This is a genomic window from Fusicatenibacter saccharivorans, assembly GCF_027667425.1.
GTDB lineage: Bacteria > Bacillota > Clostridia > Lachnospirales > Lachnospiraceae > Fusicatenibacter > Fusicatenibacter saccharivorans.
Window position 1 is genome coordinate 76,040 of the sequence record NZ_JAQEGR010000006.1, and the last position, 12,452, is coordinate 88,491.

Annotated in this window: 10 protein-coding genes; 9 read left to right on the forward strand and 1 reads right to left on the reverse strand. The window is 52.8% G+C overall.

Annotation, left to right across the window (positions count from 1 at the left end):
• Positions 1-5: 5 nt before the first annotated feature.
• The 5 genes from PGS38_RS07175 to holA all read left to right on the forward strand — a co-directional run bounded on the left by PGS38_RS07175 (position 6) and on the right by holA (position 6,379).
• Positions 6-695 carry a response regulator transcription factor gene (locus tag PGS38_RS07175; RefSeq protein WP_022462209.1) on the forward strand — a complete coding sequence of 230 codons (690 nt, stop codon included), beginning with the start codon at positions 6-8 and terminating at the stop codon, positions 693-695.
• A complete protein-coding gene (locus tag PGS38_RS07180; protein ID WP_022462210.1) occupies positions 640-2,118 on the forward strand; it encodes a sensor histidine kinase in 1,479 nt (492 codons plus the stop codon). The genes PGS38_RS07175 and PGS38_RS07180 overlap by 56 nt, the downstream gene beginning before the upstream one ends.
• 12 nt (positions 2,119-2,130) lie before the next feature.
• A complete protein-coding gene (locus PGS38_RS07185; RefSeq protein ID WP_055227346.1) occupies positions 2,131-3,054 on the forward strand; it encodes a GerMN domain-containing protein in 924 nt (307 codons plus the stop codon).
• Positions 3,051-5,324 (forward strand): DNA internalization-related competence protein ComEC/Rec2, encoded by a 2,274-nt coding sequence (locus tag PGS38_RS07190; RefSeq protein ID WP_270476096.1) that lies wholly within the window; start codon positions 3,051-3,053, stop codon positions 5,322-5,324. The genes PGS38_RS07185 and PGS38_RS07190 overlap by 4 nt, the downstream gene beginning before the upstream one ends.
• A 71-nt stretch (positions 5,325-5,395) precedes the next feature.
• Positions 5,396-6,379, forward strand: a complete 984-nt coding sequence (holA, locus tag PGS38_RS07195; RefSeq protein WP_119188537.1) for a DNA polymerase III subunit delta — start codon at positions 5,396-5,398, stop codon at positions 6,377-6,379.
• A gap of 169 nt (positions 6,380-6,548) precedes the next feature.
• On the opposite strand, the gene rpsT is transcribed toward holA, so the two are convergent.
• Positions 6,549-6,812 carry a 30S ribosomal protein S20 gene (rpsT, locus tag PGS38_RS07200; protein ID WP_022462214.1) on the reverse strand — a complete coding sequence of 88 codons (264 nt, stop codon included), beginning with the start codon at positions 6,810-6,812 and terminating at the stop codon, positions 6,549-6,551.
• A 181-nt stretch (positions 6,813-6,993) separates the two neighbouring features.
• On the opposite strand from rpsT, the gene gpr reads away from it, so the two are divergent.
• The 4 genes from gpr to hemW all read left to right on the forward strand — a co-directional run bounded on the left by gpr (position 6,994) and on the right by hemW (position 12,428).
• The gene (gene gpr, locus PGS38_RS07205) at positions 6,994-7,881 is read left to right on the forward strand and encodes a GPR endopeptidase (protein WP_118639977.1); all 888 of its coding nucleotides are present in this window, start codon (positions 6,994-6,996) and stop codon (positions 7,879-7,881) included.
• Between the two features lie 23 nt (positions 7,882-7,904).
• Complete coding sequence (locus PGS38_RS07210) at positions 7,905-9,296, forward strand: stage II sporulation protein P (RefSeq protein WP_243108238.1); 1,392 nt, start codon at positions 7,905-7,907, stop codon at positions 9,294-9,296.
• 95 nt (positions 9,297-9,391) lie between these two features.
• Positions 9,392-11,206, forward strand: a complete 1,815-nt coding sequence (gene lepA / locus PGS38_RS07215; protein ID WP_022462217.1) for a translation elongation factor 4 — start codon at positions 9,392-9,394, stop codon at positions 11,204-11,206.
• Positions 11,207-11,294: 88 nt separating this feature from the next.
• Positions 11,295-12,428 carry a radical SAM family heme chaperone HemW gene (hemW, locus tag PGS38_RS07220; protein WP_118666364.1) on the forward strand — a complete coding sequence of 378 codons (1,134 nt, stop codon included), beginning with the start codon at positions 11,295-11,297 and terminating at the stop codon, positions 12,426-12,428.
• The last annotated feature ends 24 nt before the right edge of the window (positions 12,429-12,452 follow it).

A 12,452-nucleotide genomic window follows, 5' to 3' on the forward strand; every position in this document is an offset into this window, starting at 1 on the left:
AAGAAATGGCAAAGAAAGTTCTTGTAGTTGATGATGAAAAACTGATCGTAAAAGGAATCCGCTTCAGCCTGGAGCAGGACGGCATGGAGGTTGACTGCGCATACGACGGCGAGGAAGCACTCTCCATGGCAAAAGAAAAAGAATACGATATGATCCTTCTGGATCTGATGCTGCCAAAGCTGGACGGGTTGTCCGTCTGCCAGCAGATCCGTGAATTTTCCAACGTTCCGATCGTCATGCTGACCGCAAAGGGCGAGGACATGGACAAAATCCTGGGACTGGAATACGGCGCAGATGATTACATCACAAAGCCGTTCAACATTCTGGAAGTAAAAGCACGCATCAAGGCCATCATGCGCCGTGCGGCCCGCCAGGAGCCAAAAGAAGAGAAAGCAAAAGTCGTACAGGTGAAAGACCTGCGGATCGACTGCGAGAGCAGAAGAGTCTTCATCGGAGACCGCGAGATCAATCTGACTGCGAAGGAGTTCGATGTGCTCGAGCTTCTCGTCTTCAATCCGAACAAGGTGTACAGCAGAGAGAACCTGCTGAACATTGTCTGGGGCTATGAGTACCCGGGCGACGTGCGCACCGTAGATGTACATATCCGCCGTCTGCGCGAAAAGATTGAGAAAAATCCAAGTGAACCGAAGTACGTTCACACAAAGTGGGGAGTTGGTTACTATTTCCAGGCTTAAAAACAAAGAAAAATGGAAGTTTCTGCGGAGTCTGCGCTTCCGCATCACGGTGATTCTTGTGATCATCGGCATTGTACCGTGTGTGATCCTTGAGAAGAGCATCGTAAACAGCTATGAGGACCGTGCGGTATCGGTGCGCAGCATTACCGTAAAAAATCAGTGCGATATTATCTGCAACCAGCTCATCCAGCAGAATTACATGGAAGATCCTGGATCGGATGTCATCAACGGACAGCTCAGTATGCTGACGAATATCTACGGCGGCAGAATCCTGATTATCGACCAGGATTTCCGCGTCATCAAAGATACGTACGATATGGACCGCGGAAAGACGATTATCTCGCAGGAGGTCATCCAGAGTTTTCAGGGCAAGGAGACGAGCCAGTACGACCGGAAAAACAGCTATCTGGAAATGACGGTGCGGATTCAGAATACCGAGACGAAGGAGACGCTCGGCGTTATGCTCGTCAGCATTTCGACGGATGAGATCCGTGCGAATATGAAAATTCTGGAGACGAAGGGAATGACGATTCTTTCGATCATTGCGCTTCTCGTGCTGGTTTTTGGCTATCTGCTCGCGGGCATTCTGATGAAGCCGTTCCAGAAGGTCACCCGTTCCATCGAGGACATCACCGACGGCTATCTCGACGAAAGCATTTCTGTTCCGGATTACCTCGAGACAGAGCTGATCACGGACGCATTCAACAAGATGCTGACCCGCGTCCGCACGCTCGACGATTCCCGCCAGGAATTTGTTTCGAACGTCTCGCATGAGTTAAAGACGCCGCTTGCGTCCATGAAGGTTCTGGCGGATTCGCTGAACGGGCAGGAGGGCGTTCCGGTGGAACTTTATCAGGAGTTCATGCAGGATATTACCTCGGAGATCGACCGCGAAAACCAGATTATTACCGACCTTTTGTCGCTGGTCAAGATGGATAAAAAGGTGGCAGACCTCAATATCACCCAGGTCAATATCAACGAGCTGTTAGAGCAGCTGCTGAAGCGGCTTCATCCGATTGCCGCACAGAAAAATGTGGAGCTCATTCTCGACAGCTTCCGCCCGGTCAATGCGGAGGTGGATGCGACGAAGCTCTCGCTGGCGTTCTCGAACCTGATCGAAAACGGCATCAAGTACAACAACGAGAATGGATGGGTGCGTGTATCCTTAAATGCGGATCACAAATATTTCTACGTGACGGTGGCAGACTCCGGCATCGGCATCCCGGAGGAGTCGATTGCGCATATCTTCGAGCGTTTCTACCGCGTGGACAAGTCCCACTCGCGGGAAATCGGCGGAACCGGCCTTGGCCTTGCGATTGCGCGGAGCGCGATTGTCATGCACCGGGGAGCGATCCGTGTATACAGCAAAGAAAACGAGGGAACGACATTTTCCGTGCGGATTCCTCTGAATTACGTGATGTAGGAGGTGGCGCACATGAAACGGATACTTGGCGTACTGCTGGCCGGCGTGCTGCTTCTTAGCGGCTGCGGGCAGTGGCAGAAGAGCCAGAAGGAGTCGGCGTATCACCTGTACTGCCTGGACAAAACCGGCACAACACTGGTGCAGGAGCCGTATGAACCAAAAGAAGGAACGGATCAGAAACTGATCAAGGAGCTGGTTGACGCGCTGCAGGAGAAACCTGCCAAGGACGGAAACCAGGCACTTCTTTCCAATGGGATTTCCATCAAGACGTATACGCTGGAGAACGGGCTCCTTACGCTGAACTTAAGTGGAGAGTACGGAGAGCTTGCGCGGCCGCAGGAGGTTTTGGTGCGTGCAGGACTGGTGCGTACCTTTGTGCAGGTTCCGGAGGTGGAGCGCGTGACGCTTCTGATTGACGGGGATCCGTTAAAGGATTCCAAAGGACGCGAGATCGGAACGATGACGGCGGACAGCTTTCTGGAAAATTCCGGAAGGGAAATTTATCAGTATCAGTATGCGACGCTGACACTGTATTTTGCAAATGAAGCAGGCGATCATCTTGTGAAGGAGACGCGGCGGGTGCCGTACAGCACGAACATTCCGCTGGAACGTGTCGTGGTGGAGCAGCTGATGAAGGGACCGAAAGAAGACGGCCACTATGCAGTGCTGCCGGATACGATGAATGTCTTAAGTGTCACGACATCCGATCGGATTGCCTATGTGAATTTTGACAAATCTTTTAAGGATTCTGCGCTTTCGAGTGTGGCGGAGCAGATTCCGATTTACGCGGTGGTGGATTCCATCACGGCGAACTGTAAGGTGGATAAGGTGCAGTTTTCCATCAACGGAGAGAGCGATGTAACCTTCCGTGAAACGATGAAACTCAATCAGTTCTACGAGGAAGACCTGTCTTATCTGGAGGAAAAAGATACATGAGAAAACGGCCCATGTGCCTGGCGTGTCTTGGATTCATGCTGGTGCTTGTGCTGCTGCGGATTGCGGGCGTGCCTCTTGGCACGCCTTTTTCTGACCCGAAATACGAAAAACAGGCGCAGCAGGGCAGCAGGGTGTGGATTGCAGGGACGATTGAAACGTATGAGAAAAAGAGCAGCAACAACGGGTATGTGCTGCGCGGGGAGGGAAGCAAAGGGAAAATTTATCTGCTCGCAAAGCGGGGAGATCTGCCGGTCGGAGCCGCTGTGCGGGTGTACGGAACTGTAAAAAAGCCGGAAAGCCCGCGCAATCCGGGGATGTTTGATGAGAAAACATATTATGAGGGAAAAGGCTGTGCGTTCTACGTGATTTCGGAGCGGGAGGAAGTTGTGGATGCCGGGCGGTGGAATCTCGGCGAAGCGCTCCGGCTGGAGCGGGAGCGGTGCTGTGCCGTTTTAAAAGAAATGATGCCGGAGGAGGAGGCAGGTGTGCTTTCTGCGATGCTGCTCGGGGAACGGTCGGAACTCACGGAGGAGACGTATCTGGCGTATCAGCAGAGCGGTCTGCTGCACCTGATTTCCGTTTCCGGCATGCATCTGATGCTGCTCGGCATGGCACTCCGACGGCTGCTGATGGCGCTGCATCTGCCGAAAACTTCCGCGTCTCTGGCAGCGGCCGCCGGTATGGTGCTGTATGGCATGTTTACCGGCAGCGGAACGGCGACCGTGCGTGCAGTGGTGATGTTTGCGGTGCGGATGGGAGCTGTCGCAGTGGGAAGGACGTATGATTCCTTAAGTGCGCTCTCTCTTGCGGCAATTCTGATGCTGGCAGAAAACCCCTCGTATCTGGAGCAGAGCGGGTTCTGGCTTTCGTTTGGAGCAGTAACAGCCATTTCCGGGGTTTATCCGGTTCTGGCGGGGGAGAAGGCGGAACGGAAGAGACGCGGGGAAAAAACGGGGTTGGAAAAGCTTGCGGTGAAAGGAAAAGAGGCTGCGATGGTGTACCTTTCCCTGCAGCTTGTCATGATCCCGCTGCAGGCGTGGTATTTTTATGAGATTCCGCTCTTTGCGTTTCTGCCGAATCTGTTTGCAGGAGCTGTCATGACGGCGGTGCTGCTGACGGGTGCTGCGGGGCTTCTGGCGGGACTGGCAAGCGTGAAAGCGGGAAGTGTTGTTCTGCTTCCGGCGCGGTTCCTGCTCACACTTCTGCGGCAGATGACAGCGGCGGTCGCACAGATTCCGGGAAATGTGTGGATCTGCGGTCAGCCGGAAAAATGGCAGATGGCAGGATATGGAATCATTCTGACCGGTCTGCTGGTGATACTGTATGTGCGAAAACGAAAACGGGAGATGAATCCGGATGGGGCAAAACGAAAAGGTGCGCAGGCACGAAAGCGGGAGCGGATGCTCTTTGGTATTACCATGTTTTTTGCCTGTGTTCTGCTTTTTTACCGTCCCCGGGAAACGTTTTCCATTACAGCGCTGGACGTCGGCCAGGGCGATTCGCTGGTGGTGGAGAGCGGCCGTTTTGTGATGCTGAATGACGGCGGGAGCAGCAGTGCGTCTGCGGTCGGGGAAAAAAGGATTCTCCCATATCTGAAACAGCGCGGCATTGCCGCTCTTGATGCCGTTGTTATCACGCACCCGGACGCAGATCACACGAACGGAATCCTCGAACTGCTGGAGCTGATCGGGGAGCAGAAAACGGCGCTTCGCATCCGCCATCTGTTCCTGCCTGTGTGGATGAAAGGAAGCGAAAAAGAAAATCCTTTTATTTTAGCCGCACAAAAAGCGGGAATTATGGTAGAATATCTAAAAAAGGGAGACGAGATCCGTGCAGGAGAACTCACCGTATCGGTACTTCATCCGGGAGCGGGCGAAGACTATACGGGAGAGGAAAACGCCGGAAGTGTTGTATTACAGCTTTCCTGCGGTGCCTGCCGCGCACTTCTGACGGGAGATCTGGAGGGAAGCGGAGAAGAAGAGGTCCTGGGGGCGGCAGAGCGGTGCCAGATTTTAAAGGTGGCGCACCACGGCTCGAGAAATTCAACGAGCGAGGCATTTCTGAACCGCATACAGCCGCAGATCAGCCTGATTTCCTGCGCGTGGCCGGGACGGTACGGCCATCCGCACCGGGAGCTGCTGGAGCGGCTTCGTGCCTGCAAAAGTCATATCTACGGAACACCGGTGGATGGAGCCGTGACAGTACAGCTGAAGCGTGACCGACTGGCGGTTCACGGATACCGGTCGGATGTGGAATTTCCCGTCTCCTGAATGGTCAAAAGCTCCGGCTGCTGCGGCACTGCGCAAACGTGCTTCTGCCGGAACGAAAGAAAGAGGATGGAATGAAAAGCATTTTAGAAGATATCAAAACGCAGAATTTTAAGCAGGCCTACCTGCTCTACGGAGAAGAAGCCTATCTGAAGCATCAGTATAAAAACAAGCTGAAAAACGCACTGCTGCCGGAGGACGACACGATGAATTTCTCCCGCTTTGAGGGAAAAGGAACCGAGATTCCCAAAGTGATTGACCTTGCGGAGACGATGCCGTTTTTTGCGGACCGCCGTGTGATTCTGCTGGAAAATACAGGATTTTTCAAAAACAAAGCCGACGCGCTGGCAGACTACATGGGATCCCTGCCGGATTATCTGGTGCTGATCTTCGTGGAGGAGGAAGTCGATAAGCGGAACCGTATGTACAAGGCGGTGCAGAAGCAGGGAAGAGCAGTGGAATTTGCTCGTCAGGACGAAAAGACGCTGATGACCTGGGTACTCGGCATGATGAAAAAAGAGGGAAAAAAGATCACGCGCCAGGATATGGAAGATTTTCTGGAAAAGACGGGCACGGATATGGGAAATATCTCGCAGGAGCTGGAAAAACTGCTCAGCTATACGATGGGAAGAGATGTGATCACGCGGGCGGATATCGAGGCAGTCTGCACAACGCAGATTACGAACCGGATTTTCGAGATGATCCGCGCGGTAACGGAGAAGAAGCAGCGGAAAGCGCTCGATCTGTATCAGGATCTGCTGGCTTTAAAGGAGCCGCCGATGCGGATTCTCTTTCTGCTGGCACGCCAGTTCAATCTGCTGCTGCAGGTCAAAGAGCTGCTGGCAGAGCACTGCGATCAGGCGACGATCGCAAAACGGACGGGACTGCAGAACTTCGTTGTGCGGAACTATATTCCCATGTCGCGCCAGTATGCGGCGGAGGAATTAAAAGCGGCGGTCAATGACTGCGTGCAGATGGAAGAGGACGTGAAGACGGGAAAAATTTCCGATCTGCTGAGCGTGGAGCTGCTGATTACGAAATACAGCAGGGCGGCGTAAGAGCAGAGTTTTCTAAAAAGAACAAGGCGTATCGGCCAGTTTTCCTGTACCGGTACGCCTTGTTCTGTGTTTATCAAAAGATCTGTCGCGGCGCACTCTTTTGGTAAGCATAAAAAAAGAACCCAGCCACATGACGGTATGACTAAGTTCTCTTTGGTTTATATCTTTATTATGCGATTGAGTTTACAGCTTTGCTCAGATTGGATACTTTTCTGGCAGCGTTGTTTTTATGATAAACGCCTTTAGAAGCAGCCTTGTCGATGGTAGAGATCGCATTTACTAATGCAGCAGCAGCAGCCTCTTTATCGTTTGCAGCAACAGCAGCATCTACTTTTTTCATAGAAGTCTTAACTGCAGAACGGATTGCTTTGTTGCGGTCTGCCTTTGTCTGATTTACCAGGATTCTTTTCTTTGCGGATTTAATGTTAGCCAAACTGTACACCTCCAATATTTTTAAAATTAATGTGATTTAAGGGATGTTATTCAATGGAACAGACACGGGCGCTCCACTGAAACATGCTTTATTATCCTATAATATTTCGCATGTTTTGTCAATACATATTTTTGAAAAAATTGCAAAAACTACAACAAAAATACAGGAGAAGGAGAAAAGTATGATAGGAAAGTATAGGATGCGGACAGACCTGGCGATGGAGAATCAGGAAAAATTTGAGAGGGACCATGTGGAGATCTCCGGGGTCGAGATTGAGAAGAAGAAAAGAAAGGCGGAAATTCAGACAACCATTATGAAAATCACATCGGAGCAGGGTGCAAAAATGATGGGAAAGCCGAAAGGGACGTATGTGACGATCGAAGCGCCGCTGCTTTTGACGGCAGACGAGGAGGAGAGCCGGAAAGCGGCGGAGGAGTTTTCCCACTGTCTGATGGAAATGGTGCCGGAAGCGTGCGGATCCGTTCTTGTGGCCGGCCTCGGCAACCGCGGCATCACGCCGGATGCGCTCGGGCCGGAGACGGTGGAGCAGCTTAACGTTACGCGCCATCTGGTGCGCACCTACGGAAAGAAGGGCCGGGAAGTGAGTGCCCTTGCTCCCGGCGTTATGGCACAGACGGGCATGGAGGCAGTGGAAATCCTGCGCGGAACGGCAGAACAGACCCATCCAGATGTGATTCTCGCCGTGGATGCCCTTGCCGCATGCAGTATTCACCGGCTGAACTGTACGATCCAGCTTGCCGACACCGGAATCTGGCCGGGCTCGGGCGTCGGAAACCACCGCAATGCCTTAAATCAGGAGACGCTCGGCGTGCCGGTCATCGGAATCGGTGTGCCGACCGTTGTAGGGGCAGGAACGATCGTCCACGATGCCGTCGCAGGCGTTCTGGAATCGCTGGAGGAGTCCGAGATGGATGAATTTCTGGGAGAAGTCATTTCACCGGCGCTCGAAAGCCTTTACGTGACGACAAAAGAGATCGACGAGATGGTCCGCCGCCTGGCCGGGGTTCTTGCGGCAGGTATGAATCAGGCATTTTCCGGGGAACTGTAACATATCATGAATATGGTGATAATATGTGGAATGCCAGGCGAAATGGACGATGGTTCGGATGGGGATGTCTTTTCCTGTCCTGCAGTATACTGCTGTTCCGCAGTGCAGCGGTTCTCCGGAAAAATCATTTCTTAGAGGGGAAAGTTCTGCTGCAGCGGGCGGCAGCACAGGCGGAGCAGTTATCCGTGGATGTGATGATGCCGCTTCTTTTTTATGACGGAAAAGAGGACGGAAGGGGATGGATGGAAAATCTCCTCGCGGCAGTGCGGGATCAGATACCGGCGCTTCGGGAGGGAAGCACGGCAGAAAATACGCTGTCTGCCGGGACAGAAACAGCGGAAACGGATACGGCGAAGCAGGATTCGTTTCCGGGACCGGGAGCAGAAAGAGGGCAGACAGAATCGAAGGAGCAGGGAACTGAGGAAGATCAAAAGGATGGAACTCAAAAAGATGGAATGGAAATCACGGAGCCGGAGCAGACGGAAACAGGAATCACAGAACCGGCAGCCGGAGAGTCGGCATCAACGGCAGAACCCGAAGCGCCGCAGTCTGTCCAGGAGGAGACCATCGAAACCGGCGGCGCACCGCGTGAGATTCTCTACCCGGAGGCCGACACGATTCAGGAGACAATTTCCCCTGACCTTCTTGCTGACCCGCAGGCGCTCCTGAACCGCTTCTTCGTTGTCGATCCCAACACTTCGGTCCTGCCGGGCGAGATCGACGGCAGCACCCTGCTCGGAAAAGACCTGACCCTGCCGGAAAATGCCGAAGGCCCGCAGATTCTGATCTATCATACCCATTCGCAGGAAACCTTCGCCGATTCCCGTCCGGGAGAAAGAGCGGACACGGTAATCGGCCTCGGTGATGATCTGCAGGAGCTTCTGGAAAAGCAGTACGGATACGAAGTGCTTCATATTACAGAGGCATTTGACATGAAAGAAGGCTGTCTCGAGCGGAGCCGCGCCTACAACTACGCGGAGCCGGTCATCGCAGCGGCGCTGGAAGAACACCCGTCCATTCAGGTCGTGATCGACCTGCACCGGGACGGGGTCAATGGTTCAAAACGTCTTGTGACAGAAATCAACGGAAAGCCGACCGCGCAGATCATGTTTTTCAACGGCCTTTCCCGCACGAAAGAAAGCGGCGAACTGACAAGCCTGCCCAATCCGTATCAGGCGGAAAACCTTGCATTTTCCTTTCAGATGGAGTATGAGGCAAAACAGTATTATCCCGGCTTTTCGCGCTGTATCTATTTAAAAGGCTACCGCTACAACCTCCATCTCCGCCCGAGATCTGTTCTTCTCGAGGTTGGTGCGCAGACGAATACGGTCGAGGAGGTGAAAAATGCAATGGGGCCGTTTGCGGATATCCTGCATAAGGTTCTGTCGGGCAAAAGTCCGGCATCAGGCGGATAAATTTATCTTGCTTTTTTGAGTGGAATTTCGTATCATACAAAATAGACATGAGATAAAATTGATATTTAACCCGTGAAAAAGCAGGAGGAAAAAACTTGTCAGGAATAGATCAGAGTAAAATTCGTAATTTTTGTATTATTGCCCATATCGACCATGGAAAATCAACCCTTGCGGACCGTATTATTCAGAAAACAGGCCTTTTGACCGAGCGTGAGATGCAGGATCAGGTGCTGGACAATATGGATCTGGAGCGTGAGCGCGGCATCACGATCAAGGCACAGGCAGTCCGTACCGTATACAAAGCGGCCGACGGCGAGGAGTACATTTTAAACATGATTGACACCCCGGGCCATGTTGACTTCAACTATGAGGTTTCCCGAAGCCTTGCCGCATGCGACGGCGCGCTGCTCGTTGTCGATGCATCGCAGGGTATCGAGGCGCAGACCCTTGCCAACGTCTACCTCGCCCTTGACCATGACCTGGATGTGTTCCCTGTCATCAACAAAGTAGACCTTCCAAGCGCCGAGCCGGACCGTGTAATTGCAGAGATCGAGGATGTCATCGGACTGGAAGCGCAGGATGCTCCGCGGATTTCCGCAAAAACCGGCTTGAACGTGGACGAGGTGCTCGAGCAGATCGTACAGAAAATTCCGGCACCGGAAGGTGATCCGACGGAACCGTTAAAAGCACTGATTTTCGACTCCGTCTACGATGCATACCGCGGCGTCATCATTTCCTGCCGTGTGATGGAAGGAAGCGTGAAAAAAGGAACGAGAATCCGCATGATGGCGACAGGCGCTGTCGAGGAAGTTGTCGAGGTCGGCTACTTCGGCGCAGGCCGTCTGATCCCGTGCGACGAGCTCTCCGCCGGAATGGTAGGCTATATCACCGCCAGCATCAAAAACGTGCGCGACACCCGCGTGGGTGATACCGTGACCGATGCCGACCGTCCGTGTGCAGAAGCACTGCCGGGCTACAAAAAAGTCAACCCGATGGTATACTGCGGCATGTACCCGGCCGACGGCGCACAGTACGGCGATCTGCGCGACGCGCTGGAAAAACTGCAGTTAAACGATGCATCCCTCTTCTATGAGCCGGAGACATCGGCAGCACTGGGCTTTGGCTTCCGCTGCGGTTTCCTTGGCCTGCTTCACCTGGAAATTATTCAGGAGCGCCTGGAGCGTGAGTACAATCTGGATCTCGTGACGACCGCACCGAGCGTTATCTATAAGGTTCACAAAACCGACGGAACCGTCATTGACCTGACCAACCCGTCGAATCTGCCGGACCCGTCCGAGATTGATTATATGGAAGAGCCGCTGGTAAAAGCAGAGATTATGGTGACGACCGACTACATTGGACCGATCATGGAGCTCTGCCAGCAGAGAAGAGGCCAGTATCAGGGAATGGAATACATGGAGACGACGCGTGCGATGCTTCATTACCATCTCCCGCTGAATGAGATTATCTACGATTTCTTTGATGCTTTAAAATCCCGCTCCAAAGGTTACGCGTCATTCGACTACGAGCTGCTCGGCTATGAGAGAAGCGAGCTTGTAAAACTCGATATCCTCGTCAATAAAGAAGAAGTGGATGCGCTGTCCTTCATCGTATTCGAGGGATCTGCCTACGAGCGCGGAAGAAAGATGTGCGAGAAGCTCAAAGAAGAGATTCCGCGGCAGCTCTTCGAAATCCCGATCCAGGCGGCTGTCGGATCGAAGATTATCGCCAGAGAAACCGTCCGCGCGATGCGCAAAGACGTCCTCGCCAAGTGCTACGGCGGCGATATTTCCCGAAAGAAGAAGCTGCTGGAGAAGCAGAAGGAAGGTAAGAAGCGGATGCGCCAGGTAGGAAACGTGGAGATTCCGCAGAAAGCCTTTATGAGCGTACTGAAACTGGATGAAAATTAAGAAATAAAAATGAGACCGGCCTGTCGGCGCCGCCTGCTGTTGCGGGAGCGCAGGGGCCGGTCTTTCGATCGTACGGAGGAAAAGCAGAATGAATAAAAAAAGAAAACCACTGGAACTCTATGTGCATATCCCGTTCTGCATCCGGAAATGCGCCTACTGTGATTTTGTCTCGGGACCGGGCACGAAAGCAATGCAGAAGGAGTATGAAGAGGCTCTGCTGGCAGAAATCGATGCAGCGGAAGAGACGGCAGAAAGTGAAGTGATTTCCGTCTTTTTCGGCGGCGGAACACCATCCGCAGTGGATGCCGGAATGCTCGCCCGTGTGATGGAAAAACTGCGGAGCAAGTACGTTTTTTCAGAGGATGCTGAGATTACGCTGGAGGCCAATCCGGGAACGCTGGATGCGGAAAAACTGAAATGTTACAGGAAGAGCGGCTTCAACCGGATCAGTATCGGCTGTCAGTCGGTTCACGATGAGGAGCTGAAACGGCTGGGAAGAATCCACACGTTTGCGGAATTTCAGGAGAGTTTTGCACTGGCACGGGATGCCGGGTTTGCGAATATCAACGTGGATCTGATGTCAGGTCTGCCGGAGCAGAGTGAAGAGAAATGGGAAGAGAGTCTTCGGACGATCGCGGAGCTTTCTCCGGAGCACATTTCCGCCTACAGCCTGATCGTGGAGCCGGGAACCCTGTTTGCGGAGCAGAAACTGGATCTGCCGGATGAGGACACAGAACGCGAAATGTATGCCAGAACGGCGGAAATCCTCGCAGAATACGGCTTTTTCCAGTATGAGATTTCCAATTATGCAAAGCCGGGCTTCGCATGCCGCCACAATATCGGCTACTGGAAAAGGACGGATTATCTGGGGTTCGGGCCTTCCGCGGCATCGTTATTCGGAAACCGCCGGTGGACGAACACGGCAGATCGATCTTTGTATCTGAAAGCGTGCGGAGCACTGGAAAAGATCCGTGAGGATGAGGAAATTCTTTCCCGGCAGGATGCCATGGAAGAATTTATGTTTCTCGGCCTTCGAATGACACAAGGGATCTCGACGGCGGAGTTTGAGGAGCAGTTTGGAAAGGAGATCCATGCCGTATACGGCGGGGTTCTGAAGAAATACAAAGCGGTGCATCTTTTACGGGAACACAGCGGGCGCCTGGCTCTGACACGCGATGGGATTTCCGTCAGCAATGTGATTCTGGCAGATTTTCTGCTGTAAAAAGATGATAAAGAAATAGAACAA

Excerpts from the sequence above, each read along its gene's own strand:
- PGS38_RS07175 (WP_022462209.1), top strand. The coding sequence starts at position 6 with ATGGCAAAGAAAGTTCTTGTAGTTGATGATGAAAAACTGATCGTAAAA.
- PGS38_RS07185 (WP_055227346.1), top strand. The coding sequence starts at position 2,131 with ATGAAACGGATACTTGGCGTACTGCTGGCCGGCGTGCTGCTTCTTAGC.
- PGS38_RS07190 (WP_270476096.1), top strand. The coding sequence starts at position 3,051 with ATGAGAAAACGGCCCATGTGCCTGGCGTGTCTTGGATTCATGCTGGTG.
- holA (WP_119188537.1), top strand. The coding sequence starts at position 5,396 with ATGAAAAGCATTTTAGAAGATATCAAAACGCAGAATTTTAAGCAGGCC.
- gpr (WP_118639977.1), top strand. The coding sequence starts at position 6,994 with ATGATAGGAAAGTATAGGATGCGGACAGACCTGGCGATGGAGAATCAG.
- PGS38_RS07210 (WP_243108238.1), top strand. The coding sequence starts at position 7,905 with ATGTGGAATGCCAGGCGAAATGGACGATGGTTCGGATGGGGATGTCTT.
- hemW (WP_118666364.1), top strand. The coding sequence starts at position 11,295 with ATGAATAAAAAAAGAAAACCACTGGAACTCTATGTGCATATCCCGTTC.